This is a genomic window from Shewanella sp. SM74, from assembly GCF_025653725.1.
In the GTDB taxonomy this organism is placed as follows: domain Bacteria; phylum Pseudomonadota; class Gammaproteobacteria; order Enterobacterales; family Shewanellaceae; genus Shewanella; species Shewanella oncorhynchi.
Map to the genome: position 1 here is coordinate 94,556 of NZ_JAKKRZ010000014.1, position 26,756 is coordinate 121,311.

25 protein-coding genes are annotated in these 26,756 nt (G+C 47.2%); 9 read left to right on the forward strand and 16 right to left on the reverse strand.

The features are described 5' to 3' along the window. Positions 1 to 10: 10 nt before the first annotated feature. On the reverse strand, positions 11 to 775 hold the full coding sequence (locus tag L5M49_RS15235) for an SURF1 family protein (RefSeq protein WP_263208776.1): 765 nt from the start codon (positions 773 to 775) through the stop codon (positions 11 to 13). Between L5M49_RS15235 and L5M49_RS15240 the strand changes: the two genes are divergently transcribed. Beyond that, positions 774 to 992 (forward strand): DUF2909 family protein, encoded by a 219-nt coding sequence (locus L5M49_RS15240; RefSeq protein WP_105250645.1) that lies wholly within the window; start codon positions 774 to 776, stop codon positions 990 to 992. The two genes, L5M49_RS15235 and L5M49_RS15240, sit on opposite strands and share 2 nt — an antisense overlap. A gap of 4 nt (positions 993 to 996) precedes the next feature. On the opposite strand, the gene L5M49_RS15245 is transcribed toward L5M49_RS15240, so the two are convergent. From L5M49_RS15245 to lexA, 6 genes are all read right to left on the reverse strand, one after another. Then, complete coding sequence (locus L5M49_RS15245; protein ID WP_105250644.1) at positions 997 to 1,872, reverse strand: cytochrome c oxidase subunit 3; 876 nt, start codon at positions 1,870 to 1,872, stop codon at positions 997 to 999. Then, positions 1,869 to 2,450: a cytochrome c oxidase assembly protein gene (locus L5M49_RS15250; protein WP_105250643.1), complete on the reverse strand. Its 582-nt coding sequence runs from the start codon at positions 2,448 to 2,450 to the stop codon at positions 1,869 to 1,871. The genes L5M49_RS15245 and L5M49_RS15250 overlap by 4 nt, the downstream gene beginning before the upstream one ends. Position 2,451: 1 nt before the next feature. Further along, complete coding sequence (ctaD, locus tag L5M49_RS15255; protein WP_105250642.1) at positions 2,452 to 4,044, reverse strand: cytochrome c oxidase subunit I; 1,593 nt, start codon at positions 4,042 to 4,044, stop codon at positions 2,452 to 2,454. Between the two features lie 9 nt (positions 4,045 to 4,053). After that, positions 4,054 to 5,589, reverse strand: a complete 1,536-nt coding sequence (gene coxB, locus L5M49_RS15260) for a cytochrome c oxidase subunit II (RefSeq protein WP_263208718.1) — start codon at positions 5,587 to 5,589, stop codon at positions 4,054 to 4,056. Between the two features lie 403 nt (positions 5,590 to 5,992). Beyond that, positions 5,993 to 6,505: a cell division inhibitor SulA gene (locus L5M49_RS15265; RefSeq protein ID WP_131524817.1), complete on the reverse strand. Its 513-nt coding sequence runs from the start codon at positions 6,503 to 6,505 to the stop codon at positions 5,993 to 5,995. Beyond that, entirely contained in the window at positions 6,502 to 7,122 is a 621-nt protein-coding gene (gene lexA / locus L5M49_RS15270) for a transcriptional repressor LexA (RefSeq protein ID WP_105250639.1), read from the reverse strand. Before lexA ends, L5M49_RS15265 begins: the two co-directional genes overlap by 4 nt. 160 nt (positions 7,123 to 7,282) lie before the next feature. Between lexA and plsB the strand changes: the two genes are divergently transcribed. The 3 genes from plsB to L5M49_RS15285 all read left to right on the forward strand — a co-directional run bounded on the left by plsB (position 7,283) and on the right by L5M49_RS15285 (position 11,884). Beyond that, positions 7,283 to 9,706, forward strand: a complete 2,424-nt coding sequence (plsB, locus tag L5M49_RS15275) for a glycerol-3-phosphate 1-O-acyltransferase PlsB (RefSeq protein WP_263208720.1) — start codon at positions 7,283 to 7,285, stop codon at positions 9,704 to 9,706. Further along, on the forward strand, positions 9,706 to 10,962 hold the full coding sequence (mtr, locus tag L5M49_RS15280; RefSeq protein ID WP_173497974.1) for a tryptophan permease: 1,257 nt from the start codon (positions 9,706 to 9,708) through the stop codon (positions 10,960 to 10,962). Before plsB ends, mtr begins: the two co-directional genes overlap by 1 nt. A gap of 148 nt (positions 10,963 to 11,110) precedes the next feature. Next, positions 11,111 to 11,884 (forward strand): VOC family protein, encoded by a 774-nt coding sequence (locus L5M49_RS15285; protein ID WP_219251875.1) that lies wholly within the window; start codon positions 11,111 to 11,113, stop codon positions 11,882 to 11,884. 76 nt (positions 11,885 to 11,960) lie between these two features. On the opposite strand, the gene L5M49_RS15290 is transcribed toward L5M49_RS15285, so the two are convergent. The 7 genes from L5M49_RS15290 to L5M49_RS15320 form a co-directional block, all read right to left on the reverse strand. Next, positions 11,961 to 13,127 (reverse strand): ribonuclease T2, encoded by a 1,167-nt coding sequence (locus L5M49_RS15290; protein WP_263208723.1) that lies wholly within the window; start codon positions 13,125 to 13,127, stop codon positions 11,961 to 11,963. Positions 13,128 to 13,345: 218 nt separating this feature from the next. Next, positions 13,346 to 16,486, reverse strand: a complete 3,141-nt coding sequence (locus L5M49_RS15295; protein WP_113940262.1) for an efflux RND transporter permease subunit — start codon at positions 16,484 to 16,486, stop codon at positions 13,346 to 13,348. Positions 16,487 to 16,495: 9 nt separating this feature from the next. Further along, positions 16,496 to 18,037: an efflux RND transporter periplasmic adaptor subunit gene (locus tag L5M49_RS15300; protein WP_263208725.1), complete on the reverse strand. Its 1,542-nt coding sequence runs from the start codon at positions 18,035 to 18,037 to the stop codon at positions 16,496 to 16,498. A 21-nt stretch (positions 18,038 to 18,058) separates the two neighbouring features. Beyond that, positions 18,059 to 18,319, reverse strand: a complete 261-nt coding sequence (locus tag L5M49_RS15305) for a heavy metal-binding domain-containing protein (RefSeq protein ID WP_198572393.1) — start codon at positions 18,317 to 18,319, stop codon at positions 18,059 to 18,061. 278 nt (positions 18,320 to 18,597) lie between these two features. Beyond that, the gene (locus L5M49_RS15310; RefSeq protein ID WP_263168558.1) at positions 18,598 to 19,035 is read right to left on the reverse strand and encodes a hypothetical protein; all 438 of its coding nucleotides are present in this window, start codon (positions 19,033 to 19,035) and stop codon (positions 18,598 to 18,600) included. Between the two features lie 109 nt (positions 19,036 to 19,144). Continuing rightward, on the reverse strand, positions 19,145 to 19,600 hold the full coding sequence (locus L5M49_RS15315; protein WP_198572391.1) for a DUF2057 family protein: 456 nt from the start codon (positions 19,598 to 19,600) through the stop codon (positions 19,145 to 19,147). Positions 19,601 to 19,700: 100 nt separating this feature from the next. Then, positions 19,701 to 20,063, reverse strand: a complete 363-nt coding sequence (locus tag L5M49_RS15320; protein ID WP_198572390.1) for a hypothetical protein — start codon at positions 20,061 to 20,063, stop codon at positions 19,701 to 19,703. A 434-nt stretch (positions 20,064 to 20,497) separates the two neighbouring features. Between L5M49_RS15320 and L5M49_RS15325 the strand changes: the two genes are divergently transcribed. Beyond that, positions 20,498 to 21,061 carry a NapC/NirT family cytochrome c gene (locus L5M49_RS15325; protein ID WP_105250630.1) on the forward strand — a complete coding sequence of 188 codons (564 nt, stop codon included), beginning with the start codon at positions 20,498 to 20,500 and terminating at the stop codon, positions 21,059 to 21,061. A gap of 78 nt (positions 21,062 to 21,139) precedes the next feature. Here the strand turns inward: L5M49_RS15325 and L5M49_RS15330 are convergent, their stop codons facing one another. Together L5M49_RS15330 and rsmD are read right to left on the reverse strand one after the other, a co-directional pair. Next, positions 21,140 to 21,424 carry a DUF1145 domain-containing protein gene (locus L5M49_RS15330; protein ID WP_263168555.1) on the reverse strand — a complete coding sequence of 95 codons (285 nt, stop codon included), beginning with the start codon at positions 21,422 to 21,424 and terminating at the stop codon, positions 21,140 to 21,142. After that, complete coding sequence (rsmD, locus tag L5M49_RS15335; protein WP_263175671.1) at positions 21,399 to 22,067, reverse strand: 16S rRNA (guanine(966)-N(2))-methyltransferase RsmD; 669 nt, start codon at positions 22,065 to 22,067, stop codon at positions 21,399 to 21,401. The genes L5M49_RS15330 and rsmD overlap by 26 nt, the downstream gene beginning before the upstream one ends. 213 nt (positions 22,068 to 22,280) lie before the next feature. Between rsmD and ftsY the strand changes: the two genes are divergently transcribed. The 4 genes from ftsY (at position 22,281) to rpoH (ending at position 26,656) form a co-directional block, all read left to right on the forward strand. Next, complete coding sequence (ftsY, locus tag L5M49_RS15340) at positions 22,281 to 23,891, forward strand: signal recognition particle-docking protein FtsY (RefSeq protein ID WP_263179132.1); 1,611 nt, start codon at positions 22,281 to 22,283, stop codon at positions 23,889 to 23,891. A gap of 3 nt (positions 23,892 to 23,894) precedes the next feature. Continuing rightward, positions 23,895 to 24,611 carry a cell division ATP-binding protein FtsE gene (gene ftsE, locus L5M49_RS15345; RefSeq protein ID WP_212599516.1) on the forward strand — a complete coding sequence of 239 codons (717 nt, stop codon included), beginning with the start codon at positions 23,895 to 23,897 and terminating at the stop codon, positions 24,609 to 24,611. Next, positions 24,608 to 25,573 (forward strand): permease-like cell division protein FtsX, encoded by a 966-nt coding sequence (ftsX, locus tag L5M49_RS15350; protein WP_113940269.1) that lies wholly within the window; start codon positions 24,608 to 24,610, stop codon positions 25,571 to 25,573. Before ftsE ends, ftsX begins: the two co-directional genes overlap by 4 nt. Positions 25,574 to 25,798: 225 nt before the next feature. After that, positions 25,799 to 26,656: an RNA polymerase sigma factor RpoH gene (rpoH, locus tag L5M49_RS15355; protein WP_263266364.1), complete on the forward strand. Its 858-nt coding sequence runs from the start codon at positions 25,799 to 25,801 to the stop codon at positions 26,654 to 26,656. Positions 26,657 to 26,756: the final 100 nt, after the last annotated feature.

A 26,756-nucleotide genomic window follows, 5' to 3' on the forward strand; every position in this document is an offset into this window, starting at 1 on the left:
ACGAATTTCCCTATTTGCTCCTTGAGTTTGCGACTGTTTGGGCGCTATGGCGTTTTACATATTTAATCCCTTGCCACAGCATTAGTCCTGCAAATACGGCTGCCATCGAAAACCACTGCAACGCATAGCCCCAATGTTTTTGTGCTGACAGTGGGAAAGGTTGCCAAGGATGGGGCAATGTGAGGGAAGGTAATTGCTCTGGTTGCAACACGACAGGTAACACTGGGTGCCCTAATACCTTAGCCATTTCGGGCATATTTAAATTTTGAAAGCGAATACTTGCCCCTGTTTCTGCCATTAAAGCTTGGCTCAAGGGATTGATTTGCTTTTGATAAAGCCTGCCTTCGATATTTAATGCCCCGCTTAGGGGAGTGATGTGGGGTAACTCATCCCGATGGGAGCCTGCGGCAACAAAGCCTAACTCGACCAGCAACCAAGGTTTTTCAACTTCTACTTGCAGAGGTTGAAAGGCTAAATATCCCACTTGACCTTGATAGATTTGATTATCCAGCAGCCAGATTTGTGAGCTTGCGGGAGTGGCGCGTACTTGCAGTCGATAACCAGTCACACCTTCTTTGCCGACCTTGAGTTGGAGCTGCTCAAAACTTAATGGCAGCAAAGCTTGCCTTGCTTCCATCTGGGCTAAAAGCGTCGTTTTATCTTCACCACGGGCTAACTGCCATAAACCCAACTTGACCAATATAGTTAATACAGCCACAGTCAATATCAGTAGAAAAACCGTTAATTTATTCAGCAGAACATGAGGATATTGTATGAATAGCCTGTTCATTTTTAAGTTGGTCTTAGTTCTGCTGTTGCTATTCATCATTTTTAATCTAGGTCGCGCCTTGTTTATTATGGTGAAAGGTGATGAAAAAGTGCCTATGAGCCGTTATCTTGGTCGGCGAGTGATTTTCTCCGTGCTCGTTATCCTGTTATTGCTGGTGGCCTTAGGGACTGGGCTGATTAGCCCCAATCCCACGCCTTACTAAAGCACTAGAGAACGTAAACGAAAATAAACAAACACAGCCAGACCACATCCACAAAGTGCCAATACCAACTCCCCGCTTGGAACGCAAAATGTTTATCTGCGCTAAAGTGCCCCTTCAACACTCTGAAAAACAACACGAATAAAAAGAGCGTCCCCAGTGTGACATGCATGCCGTGAAAGCCAGTTAACAGGAAGAAGGTGTTGCCATAAATCCCAGAGGTCAGGGTGAGTCCCATTTCCCGGTAGGCATGCATATATTCTTCTGCCTGTAAGGCAAGGAAACCCATACCCAAGAGTATGGTGATACCAAGCCAGAGAGTAATGGCAGAACGTTTACCTTTTTCTAGGCTGACATGGGCGAAATGTAAGGTAACTGAGGAGGTTAGCAGTACGATAGTGTTGATTAATGGCAGTCCAGTCCATGGCATAGCTTGGGTTTTAGTGCCATCTGGCGTAGTAATGAGCGGCCAAATAGCTTCAAACTGAGGCCAGAGTACTTCGTGGGTCATGGCATTATTCGATGCGCCACCGAGCCAAGGCACTGCGAACATGCGGGCATAAAATAGTGCCCCGAAAAAAGCGCCGAAAAACATGACTTCCGAAAAAATAAACCAGCTCATACCTTGGCGAAACGATCGATCCATTTGGCTAGAATAGAGCCCTGCCATCGACTCTTGGATCACGGTTCTAAACCAACCTACCAGCATGAATAGGATCACAGCTATTCCAACCAGCAGCACATAACCGCCACCGGATGCACCTGATTTTAACTGTTGCACGAAAAGGCCTGCACCAGAGGCGATTAAGAACAAGCCAATGGCACCTACAATAGGCCAGACACTTTGGGATGGAACGTAGTAAGACTGATGTTTCGTTGTCATTTTGCAGCTCCTTGCTCTATGGCAGACGCTAACTGCTTGTCGGTAATGTCGTAGAGAGTGTAAGAGAGGGTCAGAGTATGGATAGACTCAGGTAACTGAGGATCCACATAGAAAATGAGCGGCAGCTCAGCGCTAGTGTCCGCCGCTAAGGGTTGTTGATTAAAGCAAAAGCATTCTGTTTTATTAAAATAAGCGGCACCTTGGCCGGGCGAAACTGAAGGTATCGCTTGGCCAATAGTTGCTTTAGCGGACATATTGCGCGCCAAAAATGCCGTATGGATTAGCTCGCCAGGGTGAACTTCGAGCCGTTTGGTTTGTGGCGCAAATGTCCATGGCATGCCTGTTTGTACCTGAGAAATAAATTCTACAGTCACTATTCGGCTTGTATCTACTGTGATTGCTTGATAACTACTCGCGGTATTGGAGGGTTTTCCATTGATACCGAGTTGCTCGCACAACACATCGTAGAGCGGCACCAGCGCGAATCCAAAGCCAAACATTCCAATACAGCCGATAACTAACATGCTGATAAGTTTACGATTTGACTTAGGTTTATCTTGCTGGTGTTGGGTTGCCATTTCATTTCACCTCAGGTGGTGTCGTGAAGGAGTGGTAAGGTGCAGGGCTTGGCAATGTCCACTCTAAACCCTCGGAACCTTCCCAAGGTTTAGCGGGGGCTTTTTCGCCGCCACGGATGCACTTAATTACTAATACTAAGAAAATCAATTGCGATAAGCCGAAGGCGAACCCACCAATCGAGACGATTTGATTAACATCGGCAAATTGAATCGAGTAGTCAGGGATACGCCTTGGCATTCCTGCCAGCCCAAGGAAATGCATCGGGAAAAATAGCACATTGACTGAAATCACCGAGCACCAGAAATGCCATTGTCCCAGTCGTTCGTTGTACATGTGTCCCGTCCACTTAGGTAGCCAGTAATAGGCCGCTGCCATGATGGAGAAAATCGCACCAGTCACGAGCACATAATGGAAATGTGCCACAACAAAATAAGTATCGTGGTACTGGAAGTCGGCGGGTGTAATGGCGAGCATTAATCCCGAAAAACCGCCAATAGTGAAGAGTATGATAAAGGCTACAGCAAACAGCATGGGCGTTTCGAAACTGAGTGAGCCGCGCCACATAGTGGCAACCCAGTTAAACACTTTCACTCCAGTTGGCACTGCAATCAACATAGTGCAATACATGAAGAACAGCTCGGCAAACACAGGCATACCTGTGGTGAACATATGGTGCGCCCACACGAGGAACGACAGAATTGCAATACTAGCCGTAGCATAAACCATGGATGCATAGCCAAATAAGGGTTTACGACTGAAGGCTGGGACTATGGCAGAGATGATGCCAAAGGACGGCAAGATCATGATGTAGACTTCAGGGTGGCCGAAGAACCAGAAAATATGCTGGAACATCACAGGATCGCCGCCGCCAGCCGCATCGAAGAAACTCGTGCCGAAAAACTTATCTGTCAGCACCATAGTCACTGCGCCAGCGAGTACGGGCATAACCGCGATCAGTAGGAATGCCGTGATAAGCCAAGTCCACACAAACAATGGTAACTTCATCCATGTCATGCCTGGCGCGCGTAAATTCACTATGGTCACAATCACGTTGATTGCGCCCATGATCGAACTTATCCCCATGATGTGAATAGAAAATACAAAGAGCGCCGTGCTATCTGGACTATAAGTTGTTGATAGTGGTGCGTAGAAGGTCCAACCAAAGTTAGGTCCGCCACCTTCCATAAATAGCGAACTGAGAAGGATAGTGAAGGCGAAGGGGAGTATCCAAAAACTCCAGTTATTCATCCGTGGCAGCGCCATATCGGGCGCCCCTATCATCATAGGGATCAGCCAGTTAGCGAGCCCTGTAAAGGCTGGCATTACCGCACCGAATACCATGATCAGCCCATGAACAGTTGTCATTTGGTTGAAAAAGTTGGGCTCGACCAATTGTAATCCAGGTTGAAAGAGTTCAGCGCGGATCACCATGGCCATAGCGCCACCGGTTAAGAACATAATGAAGCTGAACCATAAATACAAAGTACCTATGTCTTTATGGTTGGTGGTTAGCAGCCAGCGCATGATGCCCTTTGGCGCACCATGATGATGGTCATCATGGGCTGCGGTTTGATCTTGAGTCGTTGTGCTCATCATTATCCCCTACTGTCCATGACTTGCGATATCAGCAGGTTGCACTGTATCGCCGGTATTGTTGCCCCAAGCATTGCGTTCATAGGTAATGACTGCTGCAAGTTGTTGTGGGCTAAGCTGTTTGCCAAATGCCTGCATAGCCGTGCCTGTTTTACCGTGCATCACAATATCGATGTGATTGGCGACTGGTCCAATGGCGATAGCGCTACCCACTAGCGCGGGGAAGGCGGGTGGTATTCCTGCACCTGTCACTTGATGGCAGGCAGCACAGAAGGTCGCGTAGACAGTTTCACCTTCGGCCATGAGGGCGTCATGGCTGAGTGTGGGGAGGCTTGCGGGATCGACTGCAGCTGAGACGTCTGTTGCAGACGCGGGTGTCGGGGTTATACTGCTTGGTACCGCGGCGGATGTTTGTGCAGAATTGCCGTTCATGTACTCGTTGACGTCTTTGGCTTGCACTGCATCGCCAGTATTATTGCCCCAAGCATTACGCTCGTAGGTAGTCACTGCCGCGATTTCTTGTGCGGTCAATTGCTTACTAAACGCTTGCATGGCAGTACCCGTTTTACCGTTGAGCACAATTTCAAGGTGACCGCTGAGTGGTCCCGTTGCAATCGGGCTACCTTTAAGGTGCGGAAATACGCCTTGCAACCCTTCGCCATTGGGCTGGTGGCAGGCTGCGCAGTGCCCGAGGTAAACTTGTTCACCTTGAGTCATCAACTCTTCTTTACTTAGGGTTTGTGATAAAGCGGCTTGAGCGGCTTCAGCCGCAGCACCTGCGGCTTGTTTCTGCTCTGTGACCCAAGCCTCAAACTCGGCTTCGGGTAACGCTTGTACTACGATAGGCATAAAACCATGGTCTTTACCGCAGAGCTCGGCGCATTGACCACGGTAAATGCCGGGTTTGTCGATGCGAGTCCAGGCCTCATTGATAAATCCTGGATTGGCATCTTTCTTAATTGCAAAGGCGGGCACCCACCAAGAATGGATGACATCCTCTGAAGTCATCAGAAAGCGGATTTTGCGGTTTATCGGTAGAACGAGCGGTTTATCGACTTCCAATAGATAGTTTTCACCCTTGGTTTCGGTGCCTTCGATTTGTGCTCTGGGTGTTGTCAGTATGCTATAAAAATCAATATCTTGATCGAAATAGCTGTAATGCCATTTCCATTGGGAACCCGTGACTTTTACGGTGAGATCGGCGTTGCTGGGATCTTCCATTGCGATTAAAGTTTTTGTCGCTGGAATCGCCATTAAGATCAAAATGATAAATGGCAGAATCGTCCAAGCGATTTCAACTTTAGTGCTTTCGTGAAAGTGGGACGCGACAGCGCCTTTGGATTTTCTGTGGTTGATCATGGCGTAAATCATGACGCCAAAGACCACTAGGCCTATTGCGCAGCAGATATACAAGATGGTCATGTGCAAGTGATAAACCTTGCCACTGATCTCGGTCACGCCAGGGGTCATGTTGAACCGCATGTCTGCGGCGGTCAACGGTGGTGCGAAAAGCACCACGAGTAAACAATACAACAATTGCTTCACAAGACTTCTCCTCTGCCAATTGCGAATAGCAACTACAAAGAAGAGCAACACAGTAAGTCTCAACTCTATGCAAACTCTTCAGTTCCCAAAAAAGCTTTTTTGACTTCAACGTGCGTTGGCGGCTGTTACTTTTAATCAAGTATTGTTACTGCTGGTAATTAGCCACGCTGGCACATACTGCTGAAATAAATCTGTTCTCTATTTTTAGTGGCGCTTCGAGTTCGATAAATACTCGATTCATTGACCACGGAAGGTGATATATCATCACCGACTTAACCAACCATACTTGCTGTTTAAATATTGATCAAGATCACTTATTTATCTAATTATCTGAAAAATTGCCAAAAAAAAGCCTCACATTCATAGGTGAGGCGGCTTTCAAGGTAAAAAATTAAATGAATATTTAGTGTACAGCGCTAAAAAAAGATTGCTGACCGAAGAGATTGCCTTGCTCAATGCGTACGTCGGCATGTAAGTGACTGTTTACGTCTTCAAGCACTATGCCCATAGCTCGGGCACTTTTAGCCACGATTTGTAGGCGTCGATTATCCCGCGCATCTAATGATTGAGTCCAAGTAATGACTGCACTGGACGTACCACTTGTCAGGGCTTTTTCCATCGCCCACAGGGTTTCGACTTCATCTTTAGCATGAACCAGTAAGACTCTATCCATACGCACACCTGCGCTGGCAAGCATTTGCTTGTAGCCAATACTTGGTGGGTTGATGAGCACTAACCAACGGCCCTGTTGGCTTAACTGAGCGAGTTGTGCACTCAGATGAATTAATTCTTGGCGACCTTGAGTCTTAGTTGGCATACAGGCGATAGGCGCATGGTGCCAGTCATAGTCGGCATCACGGACTTCATCGAGCCACAAGCCCGGATGGCGGGGGGCATTGCCAAGTAGTTTATTCATAGCCAATCTCCATTACGGATCACACCGACGGCGAGTCCTTCAATTGTTAAACTTTGGAAGCCTAAATCCACTTTAATCGGGGAGTAATCTTCATTTTCGGCATGTAGATAGACCACATTACCTTTTTTTTCGAAACGTTTAACAGTGACATCGTCATCGACTCTAGCGACAACCACTTGACCATTTCTAGCTTGTTCTACTTTATGAACTGCCAGCAAATCACCTTCGAGAATGCCGATATTCTTCATGCTGTCACCCTTTACTCGCAGTAAAAAATCGGCGGCGGGATGGAACATGCTTGGGTCGACTTGGTAGTACTGTTCAACATGTTCTTGGGCGAGGATAGGTTCACCTGCGGCCACTTGGCCGATGAGCGGTAAACCTGTTTCAGTCAAATCTTCGATTTCCGCAGGCAGACGAATGCCTCGAGATGTGCCTGGCATGATCTCAATGCAGCCCTTTTTTGCCAACGCTTTAAGATGTTCTTCAGCCGCATTGGCGCTCTTAAAACCTAAACGGGTTGCGATTTCTGCCCGAGTGGGTGGCATGCCAGTATCGGCAATATTTCGTTTAATTAGCTCTAATATTTCAGCTTGGCGTGGCGTCAAAGGTCTCATGGTGTTTCCTGTTTTTCTATACAGTTACTGTTAGTATATACAGTATTATTTGCAGCGCAAGTATTAACCACTTTTTAGCTATGTTGGAGAGAATTAGCGAATATTGCCCATAGTCTGGTATTCTATCGGGCTAGTAAACGCACTTAATTGCATAAGAATAATGCCTAAACACGACTCTCTTTGGTTGAAATCATTACGTTGGATCCAAAAACACTTAGTGCACACTATTGTGGTGCCTCAGGATCCCTTTGCCGATCTGAATCTGGATGCTTCCAGACCCCTTGTTTATGTGATGAAAACAGAATCCCTTAGTGACATAGCTGCTTTGAGCGAAATAACGGCTAAGTTAGGTTTACCAAGCCCTTATGAGCCTCTAGTGGCTAATGGTGTGACTGCGCCTCGGGTTGTCTGTCTTCAAGGACGTAAGCCACTGTTTGGCGAGCGTGCTGGTAATGAGCCTTTCCTCGAATGCTTTATGCGTTTGTTAGCCGTGCATAAGGAACGTCCTGAATTGGATATTCAACTTGTGCCTGTGAGCTTGTATTGGGGTCGAACGCCAGGGAAAGAAGACGACACTATGAAGGCGGCCGTATTTGAGCGGGAAAACCCGACTTGGTTGCGCAAGTGCTTGATGATTCTGTTCTTAGGTCGACATAACTTCGTGCAGTTTTCGAATGCCGTATCCCTGCGTTACATGGCTGACGAACATGGCACCGACATGGGGATTGCCCATAAGTTAGCACGGGTTGCGCGCGTGCATTTCCGTCGTCAACGTAAGGTAATGACAGGGCCTGTGCTGCCAAACCGCCAAGCACTGTTTCATTCGTTGCTCAAATCTGAGTCGCTGCGCAAAGCGATTCAAGAAGAAGCCGCCAGTAAAAAGATTTCTGAGACCCAAGCGCGCGAGACGGCTATTGAGTACCTCGATGAAATCGCAGCAGATTACTCAGATAGTTTAGTGCGTATTGCCGAGCGTTTTTTAACTTGGTTGTGGAACAAGCTTTACAGCGGGATCAACATTAAAGGCGCCGAGCAAGTTCGCCAGCTGCACCATGATGGTCACGAGATCGTTTATGTGCCTTGCCATCGCAGCCACATGGATTACCTGCTGTTATCGTATATTTTGTATTATCAAGGCATGGTTCCGCCGCACATTGCTGCTGGCATCAACCTCAATTTCTGGCCCGCGGGACCTATGTTCCGTCGCGGTGGTGCCTTCTTCATCCGCCGTAGTTTTAATGGTAACAAGCTGTACACCGCAGTATTTCGTGAGTATTTAGATCAGCTGTTTGCTAAAGGTTATTCGGTGGAATACTTCTCCGAAGGTGGCCGTTCACGTACTGGCCGTCTGTTGGCGCCGAAAACTGGCATGATCGCCATGACGATGAACAGCGTACTGCGCGGTATTGAACGTCCTGTCACACTTGTGCCAGTGTATTTAGGCTATGACCATGTGATGGAAGTAGCGACTTACCATAAAGAGTTAAGCGGTAAGAAAAAGAAAAAAGAATCTGTGTGGCAGGTGTTCGGTGCCATTCGTAAATTAGGTAATTTCGGCCAAGGTTATGTGAATTTTGGCGAGCCTATTACCCTGCAAAATTTCTTAAATGAGCGTGCGCCAAACTGGCGTGCTGAGTTGGCCGATGATCCCGAGCAGAAACCAAGTTGGTTAACGCCAGCGGTAAACGTGCTGGCTAATCGGGTGATGACGCGTATCAATGATGCCGCAGCGGCGAGTTCGGTGACTTTGACCAGCTTAGTTTTACTGGCGACAGATCAAAACGCCTTAGAACGTAGTCTGCTGGAGCGTCAGCTTGATTTGTATCTGACCCTACTCAAAAAAGTGCCTTACACTTCTTATACATCTGTTGCCGAAGGTGATGGTAAGCATTTAGTGCAGCAAGGTTTAGAGCTGAACAAGTTTGTTGTTAGTGCCGACCCTTTAGGGGAAATAGTGTCTATCGAAGCGAGTCAGGCTGTGTCTATGACTTACTATCGTAACAATATCATTCACTTATTTATTGTTCCTTCATTAATTGCGAGTTGTTTAACCCATAATGAACAGATCCTGCGCCAGCAAGTGGTTTCAATCGTTGCCGATTTTTATCCACTGCTGAAAGCCGAACTCTTCATGGGAATTAAAGACTTACCAGCCTATGTTGAGCAAGTACTGGATTTCCTGATTGGGCTAGGTTTAGTGGTTGAGACAGATACTTTAGCTGTCGTGCCTGAGCACTCAAGCCAATTATTGTTGTTAGCCAGTTCAGTGAGCGAGACTCTGCAACGCTACGCTATTATTTTCAATCTGTTAGCGAACAGACCTAAGATGGAGCGCTCAGAACTTGAGTCTGAGAGCCATTTACTCGCTCAGCGTTTAGGGGCTTTACATGGTATTACCGCGCCTGAGTTCTACGATAAAAAACTCTACGGTACTTTGAGCGTGAAGCTCAAAGAATTGGGATATCTGGCGGATAGTGAAGATAAGTCCAATATCAATCGCATACGAGATCAGGCCAATAGCTTATTACGTCCGTCAGTGAGACAAACGATAGTGGCGAGTGTCACCGCGGAGCACACAGTTTAATGGCAAATCATATGAATGCGGCTAAGCATAAGCCCGCAGGTAAGTCCTTGCTCGGTGGTGCCATGATTATTGCTGGCACGACCGTAGGTGCTGGGATGTTTTCTCTGCCCGTGGTCGGTGCAGGTATGTGGTTTGGCTATTCGATTTTGATGTTATTGGGCATTTGGTTTTGCATGTTGATGTCGGGTTTATTGTTGCTCGAAACCAATTTACATTTCGAACCCGGTGCTAGCTTCGATACCTTAAGCAAGCAAACTCTTGGGCAGTTTTGGCGGATAGTGAACGGCGTTTCTATCGCTTTCGTGTTGTATATTTTGACCTATGCCTATATCAGCGGCGGTGGTTCGATTGTGAATCACAGCTTGCAGGGCATGGGAATTGAGTTACCGCAAAGTGTGGCAGGGCTAGTATTTGCCATAGTATTGGCGAGCATAGTGTTGATCAGTACTAAAGCCGTGGATCGGATTACCACGATTATGCTCGGCGGTATGATCATTACCTTCTTCCTCGCTATCGGCAATTTATTGATCGAAATTGATGTGACTAAGTTGCTCGAACCCGATGGTAATAACAGCTTTTCACCTTATCTGTGGGCGGCGCTGCCCTTTGGTCTCGCCAGTTTTGGTTACCATGGTAACGTTCCCAGCTTAGTGAAGTATTACGGCAAAGATTCCTCCACCATTATCAAGGCGATTTTCGTCGGCACCTTTATCGCACTGGTGATTTATGCCTGTTGGTTAGTGGCGACTATGGGCAATATTCCCCGCAGCCAGTTTATCGACATTATTGCCCAAGGCGGCAATATGGGTGTGTTGGTGGGCGCTTTGTCTGAGGTGATGGCGAGTAGCTGGTTAAACAGTATGTTGACCCTGTTTGCTAACTTAGCCGTGGCTTCATCTTTCTTAGGGGTGACCTTAGGCCTGTTCGATTATCTTGCCGATTTGTTTGGTTTTGATGATTCACGCTCTGGCCGGATGAAAACCGCGTTAGTGACCTTTGTGCCGCCGACGATTTTAGGATTACTGTTTCCCGATGGCTTCTTAGTAGCGATTGGCTTTGCGGCATTAGCGGCGACAGTGTGGGCGGTAATCGTCCCGGCGCTGATGGCCTATAAATCGCGACAGTTGTTCCCCGATAGCACAGGTTTTAGAGTGATAGGCGGTACACCGCTGATTATTCTTGTGGTGTTATTTGGCATAGTCACAGGTGCATGTCATCTGCTCGCGATGGCAAATTTACTGCCGCAATATTCCTAATTTGTTGTGATGATTTAAGCCCTCCATGTGAGGGCTTTTTTGTCTTTAGCGGTTGAGTTTTGTCTTACAGATCTTTTTAACCTGAATACTGGACAGAAATACAAACTCAGGCTTAACTCGAATAATTGTTAAAACAAAGGAGCCGATAATGAAAATGACTCAGTACGCACAAGGACATGCATGTTGGGTTGAACTTGCAAGCCATGATTGGCAGGGAGCTACAGCATTTTACCAAGCGTTATTTGGTTGGAACTCGGTCGAAATGCCGATCCCTGAAGGTCACTTTTCGCTATTTAATTTAGCGGGAGATGACTTAGGCGCCATGTATCAAATCCCTGAGTCAGAAGCACATATCCCCAGCCACTGGCGTATCTACTTTGCCGTCGATGATATGGATGCCAGCATTGTAGCGATTCAAGCGGCGGGCGGCCAAGTGCACATGGGGCCGCATATTGTGGGTGATGCGGGCGTGATGGCGCAGGTCAGCGATCCTGAAGGCGCACGCTTTGCTTTATGGCAAGCGAAGAACCACATAGGTGCTCGCCGTCAGGGTGAACTCAATACCCTTTGCTGGGTTGAGCTGGCTTGCAAAGAGCCGCGTGCTGAAGAAGCCTTTTACTGCAAAATCTTCCCTTGGACCAACATGCCAAGTGGCATGCCTGACATTGAATACTCAGAATGGCAGCTTGATGGTCAATCCATCGGCGGTATGATGACGATAATGCCTGAATGGGGCGATATTTCTCCCCACTGGCAGCTCTATTTTGTGGTGGCGGATTGCGATGCGTTTGCTGAGAAAGCCCAAAGCTTAGGCGCGCAAGTGTGCATTCCGCCTAGTGATATCCCTGATGTGGGACGATTTTCTGTCATTGCTGACGCCCAAGGCGCTACCTTTGCGGTGATCAAGCTTAATCAGATGTGACAGCCATATTAAGGACTGTCATTAAGGTTAAAAACGGCGACGCTAAATCGCCGTTTTTATTTGTCTAACTATTTGTTTAATTAGCGTTATCAATCATGATTGTTTCAGGGCAGGAGCCTTTTGAGGCCTTATTAGCTTTGGCGAGTAGGCTAGGTAAGGAGTCAGAAGTTTTAATGACTTCGGGTAAGTTAATGCGGATTTCACTCAGTAATCCCTTGCCACATTCAAGACTCATTTTAGTGTGAGCGCCTTGACCGAAGCTGCTATCAAAACTTTGGTTTAACTCACTTTTACTGACACTCTTACCTATGTTGTCATGAATAAATTTTTGTACCCATGCCGAGGCATTGACCGCTTGGGTCAGCTGGGTTGCCAATAAAAAGTACTCGTTAGGGTCTTGGCTACGGCAAGTGCCGTGTTTCCACCATTCGTGGCGTTCTAAACAGGTGCCATATTGGGCGCTAGGCATGACTTCTTCTAAATTTTTGCGCACCGATGGATTCAGTTCAAACTCTGGATAAGTACAGAAATCATTCGGTTGCAGTTTGACTGTGCTGCAATAGCCATATCGCGTGCCGCATTGTTGTTTATTCGGCCACAGTCCGTGCAGGCTGAAGTGTTGCCATTGGCTCGATTCTGGCGTTTGGCTGAGGGCGCGGCATTCGGCTTTACGGCGGCCATAGAGTTCACAAAAGGTGCTTTGCCAGCTTAATGCCAGCACGTTGGCGTCAAATTCACCGCCGATTCGGCATTGATCTCTTTGACGTTTTTCTGGTGTGCCATGCTCTTTAAGGCCGTCTCGGCTTTTGGCTTTGATATCCGATGCCGTGGTGGTTTGCGCGGGTTCTACCGCTGTTGCAGGTGTCGATACATTACTGCCTGCAACATTGGAAAGATACTGACCACAAGCGCCACTGATCCACCGCATGGGAGACTTCACTGCGTTGGTGCGCACTCGCAGCCAATCAGGTTTGGCGCTGTTGCCGAGGATTTCGAGTACCGGATAGCGCTCACCAATATTGCTCTGCCATTGGTCTGGATTCGTCTGCTTATTTTTCGATTGAAATAGCTCACAGCGTTTGTCGGCAACGAATTCACCAGTTGCGGGTGCGGCAAAGGCGGGTGCTGTAATGATGAGCGCAGAGCATAAACCGAATGCAGCAAGTAACGCACGTGATGGGGTTTTAAGGGAAAGTGCTTGCGGCCATATCCGTCTGATGGTTAAACAAAATGACTTGGTCATGTGATGGGATCCTTCCTACGGCAGTGAATTGAGTCAATTCTGTGTGGCACTGAGTCAATGGTACACATAAGCGTTATAAACTTAGAGGCTTATTTTACTCAGAGTTGTGTATGGCACTGTTGTAAAATTAGATTTTTAATCTGATTGAATGAGAAAATCCCCTCAAACTTTAATGGTTTGAGGGGATTTTTATCGGTGTTCTAGCGCCGTAAACTCAATTACGCTGCATCTTTCTTTAATTTACGCGAGTAAATCAGTAGATAAAGCGCGGGTAGTACAAACAGTGACAGTAATGGGGCTGTAACCATGCCGCCGACCATAGGTGCGGCAATTTTCTGCATCACATCGTTACCCGATCCTGCACCCCACATAATGGGGAGTAGACCGAAGAAGATGGTCGCTACTGTCATGGCTTTGGGGCGGATCCGCATAACGGCACCTTCCATTAACGCTTCTTTTAAGTCGCTGACGCTGTGGTAATTATCTTTCTCTTGTCTGTGCTTAATGGCGTTATTGAGATACACCAGCATTACTACCCCAAACTCGGCGGCTACACCCGCTAAGGCAATCATACCAACGGCGACAGCCACTGAGATGTTGTAATCCAGTAGGTATAACAGCCAAGTGCTGCCGACCAACGCGAAGGGGAGGCTGAGCATGATAATACTGGCCTGAATGGTGGAGCCAAAGGTCATCATCAGTAAGATGAAGATGACGGCTAATGCCATAGGGATCACTTGCTTAAGTTTTGCATCTACCCGCTGCATATATTCGTACTGCCCTGCAAAAGTGTAGCTGTAGCGCGGGGGCACCTTGAGTTCGGCATTTAAAGCTTGCTTGGCGGTCGTAATATATTCGCCGATAGACGTGCCTTCAATATCGATAAACACCCAAGAGATTAAGCGACCGTTTTCACTGGTGAGCATAGGTGCGCCATCGGTGATTTCTATATCCGCTAAATTTCGCAGTGGTAGATAATTTCCCGATTTAGTGATCACAGGGAGTTCGCGCAGCTTTTCGATATTATCGCGTAGCTCACGGGGATAACGTAGGTTGATGGGATAGCGCTCGGCCCCTTGTACCGACTCGCCAATATCCATACCGCCAATGGCGTAACGCACGACATCTTGAATATCTTGTAGTGACATACCGTAACGTGCGGCGACATCCAGTTTGGGGGTGATATCGATATAACGCCCGCCACCACTGCGTTCAGCATAGGCTGATTTTGTGTGTGGCACTTTGCTGAGAATGGCTTCTATCTTAGCTCCTATGCTTTGCAGTTCGTTGACATCGGCACCAGTGATCTTAATGCCGACGGGGGTTTTTATTCCAGTAGAGAGCATATCGATACGGGTTTTGATAGGTTGTACCCAAGCATTGGTGAGTCCTGGTACTTTGACGGTTTGCTGTAGTTGGGCAATGATGCCATCTAAGGTCATGCCTTCACGCCATTCCTCATGGGGTTTGAGCATGATAGTGGTTTCAAGCATGGTCAGCGGCGCGGGATCGGTCGCGGTTTCGGCGCGGCCTACCTTACCAAACACGCGGGCCACTTCGGGCACGGTTTTGATTAAACGGTCGGTTTGCTGCAAGACTTCGGCGGCTTTACTGGCACTGATACCGGGCAATGCCGTTGGCATGTAGAGCAAATCGCCTTCTTCAAGTGCGGGCATAAACTCGCTGCCCATGCGGGTCATGGGATACCAAGCACTGGCCAGCGCGACTAACGCTAACATCAGGGTGACTTTAGGAAATTTAAGCACCAGTTTGAGCGAAGGTTGGTAAAGCGCGATCAAGAAGCGACTGAGGGGATTGCTGCGTTCGCTGGGAATTTTGCCGCGAATAAAGTAACCCATCAAAATCGGCACTAAGGTGATCGATAAAAAGGCCGCCGCTGCCATGGCGAAGGTTTTAGTGTAGGCCAGTGGCGCGAATAATCGACCTTCCTGCGCTTCGAGTGCGAACACAGGCACAAAGCTTAAGGTGATAATAATCAATGAGAAAAATAACGCAGGGCCGACTTCAATCGACGCTTCGGTGACGATGCGCCAATGCTCCTTAGTATCGGGTTCGCGATCATGTTCGGCTTTGAAATGTTCTAAATGTTTGTGCAGGTTTTCGATCATCACAATCGCGCCATCCACCACGGCGCCGATAGCAATGGCGATGCCGCCAAGGCTCATGATATTGGCGTTCACACCCATCTTATTCATCACGATAAAAGCGATAAGGATGGATAGCGGCAGGGTTATCACGGCCACGAGTGTGGAGCGCGCATGCAGCAAAAACAGTAAGCAGACTAAGCCAACCACCAACATTTCTTCGACGACCTTGCTAAACAAGTTGTCGACGGACTTAAGAATCAAGTGGGATCTGTCATAGGTTGGGATAATCTCAACCCCATCGGGCAGGCCCGCTTTGAGTTCTTCGAGTTTAGCTTTCACCGCATCTATCGTCGCTAAGGCGTTTTCGCCGTAACGCATCACCACAATTCCGCCAACTACTTCACCTTCACCGTCGAGTTCGGCTATGCCGCGGCGTGAGGCTGGGCCTTTGCGCACAGTGGCGACATCTTTGAGTAATAAACCTGTACCAGAAGGGCTGGTGATACCAAGGGGAATTTCACGAAAATCCTCTAGCGTCTGGCGATAGCCTTTGGCGCGCACCATGTATTCGGCTTCGGCCATTTCGATCACTGAGCCGCCAGCTTCGCTATTAGCTTTATCGATCGCTTGTTTAATGCTGGCGATATCGAGTTTATAGATCGCCATTTTATCGGGCTCAAGCACTATCTGATAGGTTTGCTCCATGCCGCCGACGGTGGCAACTTCAGACACGCCTGCCACGCTTTGCAGCTCTAGCTTGAGATACCAATCCTGCAGACTTTTGAGTTGCGATAAATCTAAATTGCCAGAACGATCGACCAGCGCATATTCATACACCCAACCGACACCGGATGCATCGGGACCGAGTGAAGGTTGTACGCCCTGGGGTAAACGGCTGCTAATTTGACTCAGGTACTCGAGCACTCGCGAGCGTGCCCAGTAGATGTCGGTGCCATCTTCAAAAATCACATACACATAGGAGTCGCCGAACATGGAATAACCACGTACGGTTTTGGCGCCAGGTACAGCTAACATGGCGGTCGACAAGGGATAAGTCACTTGTTCCTCAACCAATTTTGGCGCTTGGCCCGGGTAAGGGGTTTTAATGATCACTTGTACGTCGGATAAATCCGGCAGCGCATCAAGCGGCGTTTTGCGCAGCTCCTGTACGCCCCAAACAGTGATCATGATGGCGATAATCAGCACCATCAATCGCTGCCTGATTGACGCCTCGATAATATATTTCAACATAACGCGCTCCTAGTGCTGATGACCGCTGCTTAAACGCATTAAGCTGCCCTTGAGACTGGCTTCGGAGTCGAGTAAGAATTGCCCCGAAATCACCACCCGTTCACCTTCATTCAGGCCTGAAATAATCTCGGCTTTACCTTGGCTCATCATGCCGACTGTGACGGCCTTGGCGGTAAAGCTGTCATCGGTTTGTTTGACGATCACGCGGTTTTCTTTACCCGTCTGAATTAAAGCTTCCTGCGGGATCACGAGCACATCTTTATTCGGGCCACCGAATAGCGAGACTTTCGCGAGGGTTTTAGGTCTTAAATCTACGTCGGCATTGTTGAGAACCACTCGAACTCGCAGGCTGCGAGTGACTGGGTCAAGCTCAGGGTAGATGTAATCGATCGTGCCTTCGATGCCACTGATATTCATGGCGGGAACGGCAATTTCGGCCTTTTGACCTTTAGCAATCCAGCTTTGCTCATTCTCGAATACATCGGCAATCACCCATACCTTAGAGAGATCCACTAGGGACATGACTTCGGTCGAAGGCTGAATGTACATGCCATCACGAACGTCGAGGGCTTTAACTATGCCATCCTCTTTGGCGTAGAAAGGTACGCGATACTGGGTTTGATGTGACTCTGCTAATTGTTTGATTTGCCTGTCGTTAAAACCAAGGAAAGATAAGCGTAAACCCGCATTGCGCACCAAATCTTTGTAGCGGCCTTGGCCGTTTGCTTTGGCGGTGTCCATGGCGAGCAGGTAGTCATCTTGGGCGTTAATTAAATCGGGGGAATAGATCTCGTAGATAAGCTGGTCTTTCTTAACGGTATCGCCCACGGATTTGATCATCAGTTTTTCAATCCAGCCAGTGACGCGGGCATGGATATGGGTGATCTGGCTTTCGTCGTAATCGATTTGACCGACGGTTTCGACAAATTTCCACAGTGTGTCGCGTTCAACCTTGGCGACTTTGAGTGCCAGCGCTTGCTGCATACTGCCGGAAACATTGATATTGATTTCTTGGGTATTGCCGCCCGTTTCGACTTTTTCTAAGTTCATGCCGCAGATAGGGCAAGTGCCGGGTACGTCACTGATAATGTGGGCATGCATAGGGCAAACGTACTTGATTGTTGTCACGTGGTTTTGAGCTTTGACTAAACTGTCGGCCTTAGGTGTTGGGGTGTCGAATACCTGACTCGAAGCTTTCGCTGCCAAGGTTTGCCCATGCTCAGAGGTTTGGTGATCTGCGGCTTGATGCTGCGCATGCTCGGCCGCAGCGTTTGCGGTATCTTGTTTCTCAACTAAAAACATATTGCACTTAGGGCAGCGACCAGGCTCATGGCTGAGCACTTCGGGATGCATAGGGCAAGTGTAGGTTTTTACTTGATTTAACGAATTATTTTTAGGCGCTGTTGCAGAATTTACTGCAGCTTCGGTCGCCACGGGCTCTTGTGTGCTCGCCAGTTGGGCATGGCTCAACCAAGGCGTACCTAAGAGTAAGCTACTCAAGATCAGTACGGCTTTAGGGGTCTGCTTTTTTACGGTTTTAAATGAATTCATATGCCTCATCTCCAGCCTAGCTTAGTGGTGTTTGTGGGCGTTTTTTGCCGCACCTTCAGCCGGTTTTGCTTCTATTGCCTTTGGCTCTAAGTTCATACCACATTGAGGGCAAGTATCCTCTTTGCTGCCAGTCACTTCAGGGTGCATAGGGCAAACATGGGTATGTGCTTGTTCCTGTGGATTTGCATTGTCGTGTTGATGTGCGTGCGGCGCGGCCGTCGCAAACACGCTTGTGCTGGTCAGCAAGAATGTGATTAAGGCGAGATTAGTTAGTGTTTTCATATTATTCACTCCATCGGATTAACGGCCGAATACGAGCGCATAAACGTCAGTGAGCACAGTGGATCAAAGCGGTTCGCTTCGATAGACGAATTGATGCCACAATTTGGCATTCGGCTCAGTAATCAACGTTTTGCTAGACTCGGGTGCACGATTTAATGATAAGGCACCACAATAAACGGCTAAATAGGGCGTTAGCTTAGGGCTAACAGCATTGTCGTTTTAGCTTGGTCGTTTGGCTTTTTTTAAGGGTTTATTTGCCCAATAAGCACAAAGTAGAGCTAGGCTATCGGTGGTTTAAAGGCCGAAGACAAAGAGATAGAGTGGAAATGAGGCATAGGAGTGGCCATTGCAGTATCGCTCATGCTCACACTTGGCCAGAGGTGTGGGCTGAATAGAGTGCCAGCGACTGAAATCGTCAAACAATGACCACAATCATTTGAACATGATGTGGTGCCATCACAGCAATGCTGTTTCGCGCCGGGAAGCATTTTATCGTTGCAGCAATCCGTGTTGGCCATTGAATGTGAGTCAGAACTGTTCTCCGTGTCCATCTGCATCATTGTAGCGTGGTGCATTTGGGAGGAAACCTCATGATTCATCGCACTCATATCCATAGTGTGTGGCACCATGGCGTGACCATTAGACACGACACTTTGCCCGACGAGTGCGAGTAGAGTGAATATGACTAAAAAATAACGACTGAGTGTGTGATGCATAAGTATTCCAAATGATGAACGGCTCGAGTCTAGCATAGAGGCATTATGCTGTAATGATTTAACTCACATTTCAGCACATGCCTCAGATTAAATATTTAACTCGTCTAAATTAGAAAGCGGGATTGCTGACTAACATTTTCGCCATCAGTTGGCTGTGGCTTTGCAGTGGATATTCGCCCGCTTTGTCACCATTAATACTGAGTTGAATCGTTGGATATTTAATAAATTGACGCGCTTCAGCTTCAGTCATTATTTTGGGCTGGGTGATTTGGTAGCTATCACTCGCCTTCACATCCAGCACTAAGTAAAGCGGCGCTGATTTAACCCAGTTGCCACTATCATCGGCGCGATAATCAAATATATCCTGATATTTTAGCTCGAGCAGTACTTTCCCTGCGGAGAGTTGGATGGGTTTAAAGGGCGTGGTTGGCACACCATTGATACTGATAACACTGAGCGCATCTGTGCTATTTAAGCTGGCGGCTGTAACTGTGGTGCTACTTAATAAGGCACCGATAACGAAAGTAAGGCCTAGTAAGCTTTTGTTCAATAAAGTGGTTTTCATAATAAACTCCAAAAATTCTCTGTACCTCGTTGCGGTGCGAATATGCAGCGGCGCAATCAAAGGTGTTTAGTCGGTTTTACGTTGTAAAAAACGAAAGACGTTACAGTGAATTGGAGTTAGGAGGCGGTGTGGTGAGCCCGAGGTCGGCAGTTTGCATCGCCCAGCCTTGTATGGCAATACGCTTGCTTGCTGGGTTGGCGAAGGCCAGTTCTAGCACTGCAGGCTCAAGGTAAAGTGATGATAGGCAATGGGTTTGACAATGACTTGTCATACTATCTTGGCAGTGTTGCAAGCAATCGGATGCAGAACAATCTGGCATGGTGCAGTTCATTTCTGCATCCATCATCAGCATGGTTTGACTGCTGTGGCCATTGGTGTTGGCTGAAGTTGGCATAGCACTCACTATCGCCGATTGGGCGATTAGCGAAAATAACACTGCTATGGTGATCCAAAATTTAGCCATGATAACTCTGAAAATTGATTGCTTACCCTTAGAGACCTTAGTTAGCCCAATAAAGTTTCATATACGATTCAAATTTTAATTTTTAATGATTTATTTCTCCGCCTACTTCAATAATTAAACAAAACATCGACTGGATCACATTTCTATTTTCTAGAAATGATTTCAATAGTGATTGATTCTCAAAGGGGAAATCTCATCGCGATAATCGGTAACTTGCGATTATCGGGTGATTGCATTAGCTTTAGTTAAAGTGCATCACAGTTCAGCTAGCGGTTTTTACCAAATGACGTCCAAATAGTTAGAGCTAAGTCTCATTTTGCGCTTTTAAGGTTAATTTAATCAGCAAATTTCGGCTTAAAATCAAATTTCTAATAAATGAAAGAGCATAAACTAGTCTTATAAAAACTAATTTTGACAATTTTGGAGATAGAGTGATGAACTGGCGTGCACTATTTAAACCTAGCGCGAAATATTCAATCCTGGCGCTACTGGTCGTCGGTATTGTAGTGGGTGTTGTGGGATACTTTACCACTCAACAAACATTACACGCGACCAGTACAGATGAGTTCTGTATGTCTTGCCATAGCAATCATTCGCTGAAGGATGAAGTGTTGGCTTCTGCCCATGGCGGCGGCAAAGCGGGGATTACGGTTCAGTGTCAAGACTGTCACTTACCCCATGGTCCAGTCGATTATTTGATCAAAAAAATCATCGTATCTAAAGATTTATATGGTTTCATGACAATTGATGGCTTTAACACTCAAGCCTGGTTAGATGAAAATCGTAAAGAACAAGCGGATAAAGCGCTGAACTATTTCCGTGCGAACGATTCTGCTAACTGTCAGCATTGCCACACTCGTATTTACGAGAATCAGCCAGAAACTATGAGTAAAATGGCTGTAAGAATGCACTCAAATAACTTCAAGAAAGAACCTGACGCGAGAAAGACCTGTGTTGACTGCCATAAAGGCGTAGCACACCCATATCCAAAAGGATAAGGTTTAGCGATTCAGTTTCTTAATTGATAGCCATTAAAAAGCCCTCAATAGAGGGCTTTTTGCTGTCTGTGTGCTCGGTTAATTCGCTTGAGTCATCACCCGTTGTCGATAAGCTAACAGGCTGAAAATTCCGAAGATAAACACTTGTAGATAATCTTGTTTCGTTAATGGTAGTAAGGTCTTAAACAGCATGTGGAAAATCGCGACTTGGAAGCAATGCATCATGCAGGTAATGGCAAACAGGATATTTAAAGTAATCGCCACATTGCCTTCAAAGGGGATGACTAAGTTGTAGGCCATCATCAACCATGCAATCAGAGTGATGGCTTTACCTAAGTTAATCAATAAGGGCATGGTTTTCATCTTCGATGGGCTCAACAGTGGTTTCTGAGTGATATTGATATAAACGGTAGCTCACTTGCCCTGCATTCTTTTCTTTTAAGGCGTGCCAGCGCGAAGGGATAGCAAGTTGCGGCAATTCAGACTCGATTTCAACATAAATCAGCGCACCATCATTAAGCCAACCTTGAGAATCTAGCAGTTGAATCGTCTTTTCTGCCAATCCCTTACGAAAGGGGGGATCGATAAATACCACATCGAAACCTTGCTCGCAGCCCCTTTGCAGTACCACTAACGTATCAGCATTGAGCACTTCGGCCTTATCGCATTTAAGGGTTTGCAGATTTTCTTTTAATTGCAGGGCTGCGCCGCGTTGCAACTCGATAATTTGGGCGAAACTGGCATAGCGGGACAAGGCTTCGAGAGCTAAAGCGCCACTACCGCCAAAACAGTCGAGTACACGTGCATTGACTAAATCATTAGCCAGCCAGTTAAAGAGTGTTTCGCGAACCCTGTCTGTCGTTGGGCGTAAACCTTCGAGATCTTGGATAGGTAGACGACGCGAGCGCCATTGGCCTGCGATGATCCGCACTTGTCCACTGCCGGGTTTATTTTTGGCTGTTTGACCCTTGGTCACATTATTTTTGACCGTTCGATGATTAACCAAAGTGCCCCCGTGATTTTGCCTGAAGAAAGAAAGTGGTAGACTGTGCCACCTTAATAAAGGCCGCTATTTTATATCAAAGTCTCACTAAAAGGTGAGAAGGCTAACTGAGCTTAGCTAATTGCCGACTTTTTGGGCGTAATTGCCGAGGCAATCTGGTATAACATCAGGGTCTTATTCAAAATTCAATACTGAAGTAGAGCGCTGGAATCACACATGGCAAAGAAAGGTTTTTTCTCTTGGTTTCGTAAAGATAAGTCACAAGATGAGGTCGTCGCTGAAACGCCAGTTGTTACTCCAACACAAGATAGTGATGCAGCACAGCGTGTAGCGCAGGAACAAGTAGAGGCACAAGGGGCCATCGAGGCCGAAGCTCATGCTGAAAAACAGGCTGCAGAACAGTTAGCGGCCGAACAAACACAGGCAAAAGCCGAAGCCGAGCAATTTGCCCTTGAGCATGCCCGAATTGAATCGTTGCATTTTGCTAATCAGCAAGCTGAAGCGACACGTTTGGCCGCTGAACAACTTAGTGCAGAAAAGCATGCTGCAGAGAAGTTAGCCGAAGCACAGTCAGGAGCAGAGCAACGCATCGCAGAACAATTGGCAGCACAGCAGTTAGCGGTTGAGCAAGCCGCCGCAGAGCAATTAGCTCAAGCAGAGGCGGCGCGTGTAGTTGCCGCTCAGCTAGAAGCAGAATTACTCGCAGCGGAACAAGCTGAACTTGCCCGCTTGGCCGCCGAACAGCATGCTGCTGAAGCCTTAGCTGCAGAACAACTCGCTGGCGAAGCACTAGCACGTGAGCAAGCAGAGGCTTTAGTTCAGCAACAAGCTGAAACTGAGCAAACTGTTACAGCAGTTGCTGAATTACAACCTGAGCCGCAGGCTCGACCCGTTAAGGAAGGGCTCTTTGCTCGCCTGAAACGTGGCTTAATGCGTACCAGCGAGAATATCGGCAGTGGTTTTATCGGCCTATTTCGCGGCAAGAAAATCGATGACGATCTGTTTGAAGAACTCGAAGAACAATTATTAATCGCCGACGTTGGTGTCGAAACCACTACGCGATTAATCAAGAATTTGACAGAGCATGCCTCACGTAAGCAGCTTAAAGATGCCGAAGCTTTATATGAATTACTGCGGGATGAGTTGCAAAAAACACTCGATCCTGTCGCTATCCCGTTAGTGCCAGACAATGCTAATGGCCCATTTGTTATCTTAATGGTTGGCGTTAATGGCGTGGGTAAAACCACCACTATTGGCAAATTAGCCAAACAATATCAGAGCCAAGGTAAGTCAGTGATGTTAGCCGCGGGTGATACCTTCCGTGCTGCAGCGGTTGAGCAGCTACAGGTTTGGGGTCAACGTAATGATATTACAGTGATTGCCCAGCATACAGGTGCCGATAGTGCCTCTGTGTTGTTCGATGCTTTGCAAGCGGCCAAGGCGCGTAAAGTGGATGTATTGATTGCCGACACTGCTGGTCGTTTACAGAATAAAGCGCACTTGATGGAAGAATTAAAGAAAGTGGTGCGAGTGATGAAGAAGCTCGACCCAGATACGCCGCATGAGGTCATGCTGACATTAGATGCGAGCACGGGGCAAAACGCGATTAGCCAAGCACAATTATTCCAGGAAGCCGTAGGTGTAACGGGTATTACCATCAGCAAGTTAGATGGAACGGCTAAGGGCGGCGTGGTATTTGCGATTGCTGATAAGTTTAATATTCCGATCCGTTACATAGGTGTGGGTGAGCAAATTGATGATTTGCGAACCTTCAATTCGAAAGAATTTATCGATGCCTTGTTCACTCAAGAAAAAGCGGATAGCTAATTTATGATTGATTTTCAGCAGGTCAGTAAGATTTATCCTGGCGGCCAAATGGCGCTGGAGGATGTGAATTTTCATCTACAGCAAGGTGAAATGGCATTTTTAACCGGCCACTCGGGGGCGGGTAAAAGTACGCTGTTGAAATTAATCACGGTAATCGAGCGGGCAACAACGGGGCGCGTCGCGATTAACGGTCACGATATCGCTAAAGTCAGCCCTAAACATGTGCCTTATTTGCGCCGCAATATCGGGATGATTTTCCAGAACCATCATCTATTGATGGACCGAAGTGTGTTCGACAATGTGGCTTTACCACTGGTGATTGAGGGATTCTCCCATGGCGAAATTCGTAAGCGTGTTGCGGGTGCCCTCGACATGGTGGGTTTATATGGCAAGGAGCGGCATAACCCAATTATGTTGTCCGGCGGCGAACAGCAACGTGTTGGCATTGCCCGTGCGATTGTGAATAAACCACCTTTACTGCTCGCCGATGAGCCTACGGGTAACTTAGATCCTAAATTATCTATGGATATTTTGCGTCTGTTTGAAACCTTTAATGATGCGGGAACCAGCGTATTAATTGCCACCCATGATTTAGGTCTTATTGCACGAATGAAATATCGCACTTTTACCCTCAAACAGGGCCGTATGTTAGGTGCACAAGAGTTGCATCCTAATGTACACACTCGCAGTGCATCGACGAATAGAGGCGAAGGGCAATGAGCGATAGCGCAAAATTAACTCGCAGCAAGCTGCCTCTGTCTGGTCGGATTGTGATGTTTTTTATTCGCCATGCGCAGCAAGCAATGGCGAGCATGGGAGAGCTCTGGCGCAACCCAATATCCTCTGTGATGACCATGGCTGTCTTAGGTGTGAGCCTAAGTTTGCCTGCAGCATTGCAAGTGCTAGTTAAAAATGCCGAGACCATTACCAGTTCCTGGAACAGCGCGGCAGAGATCTCCTTGTTTATCGACGATAATCGTAGTGAACAAACGATTCAGAGCCTGCTGACTCGCATTCGGACATATCCCGAAGTGGATAAAGTGCAATATATTGATAAAAATCAAGCGCTAGAAGAATTCCAACGCTTATCTGGGTTTGGTGAGGCCTTGGCCTATTTAGATAAAAATCCTTTGCCCGCGGTCATTACCGTTACGCCTACGCCGCGTTACTCAACGCCGGTGGGCGCCCGTGAACTCTTAACTAAACTAGAGCGCGAGCCTGAGATTAGCTTTGGCCGTTTAGATATCGAATGGTTAGAACGGTTACAGGCGGTAGTGCGTCTACTCGAACGTACTGTGATGGCGATTGCCGCGTTACTCGTGCTGGCCGTGGTCTTAGTGATAGGTAATACGATTCGCTTAGCGATTATGAATCGGCGCAGCGAAATTGAAGTGATGAAGCTCGTCGGGGCAACCGAAGCCTTTATCCAGCGCCCATTTCTCTACACTGGGATTTGGTACGGAGTCATTGGCGGCATATTGGCTTGGCTTATCATCAACTTATTAGTGTGGTATCTCGATTCCGCCCTTGCCGAACTTTTAGGCTTGTATGGCAGTCAGCTTGAAATGAAATCACTCACTTTTATTGAACTGCTGCAATTGGTTGGACTTGCCTCATTTTTAGGTTGGTTAGGTTCGTATTTGTCTGTACGCCAGCATTTACGGTCGATTGAACCTTCATAATAATCAGTCGATTAAACTAAAAAAAGTGACGAAAAAAATGCTGAGTAATGAACTTTTGTTCACTTGCAATGTCTACTTCAGCGAGGTAAAAAGGGTATCTGCAAACGAGCTGAGGTTGACATACTCTGTCAATTAGCCGATAGTTCGTGAGCTTATTCTTAGGGTATTTTGTTGTTGAACCTAAGAATGCACTCGTTAAGTAGTCTGATAAATGTAGGAGAGCGAATGACCTTTCAAACGCAATCAATGGCACTGACAGTCCCACAGGACGCCAGTAGTCTAGAAGCTTATATCCATTCAGTGACTAGCATCAGCATGCTGGACGCTGAGGCTGAGTATGAGTTGGCCAAGCGTTTACAGGAAACTGGTGATCTACAAGCTGCGAAGCAACTGATTATGTCGCACTTACGTTTTGTAGTGCACGTTGCAAAGGGCTATTCAGGCTATGGTTTGCCACAGGCAGACCTGATCCAAGAAGGCAACATAGGCTTGATGAAAGCGGTTAAACGCTTCGATCCCGATGTTGGCGTGCGTCTAGTGTCTTTTGCTGTGCACTGGATCAAAGCTGAAATTCATGAATATGTGCTGAAAAACTGGCGCATTGTTAAAGTCGCGACCACTAAAGCGCAACGTAAGTTGTTCTTTAACATCCGTAAAGCGAAAAAACGCTTAGGTTGGTTCAGCGATGCAGAAGTCACTATGGTGGCTGAAAATTTAGGTGTGTCTAAGGCCGATGTGACCGAAATGGAATCACGTATGGCTGCGCAAGATCCGGCATTTGATTTAACCAATGATCAAGACGAGGAGCATGATTTTGCCCCAGTCCATTATTTGGAAGATCATTCATCGGATTTAGCGGAAAACATTGAAAACGACAACTGGGAATCGAATGCCCAAGGTCGTTTATTATCGGCCATCAAAACCTTAGACGAACGCAGCCAGCATATTCTGCGCGCCCGTTGGTTAGATGACGATAAAACCACACTGCAAGAACTTGCAGAGACTTATCAAGTGTCGGCTGAACGTATTCGCCAACTTGAGAAAAATGCCATGAACAAGCTAAAAGCTTGTATGGAAGCCTAAGTCACATCACGTGTAAAATGATTGTAACTTAACCATAAAAAAACCTGCTGCGGCAGGTTTTTTTATGGGTGAAATTTGGCTTGATGACGTTGATGATAAA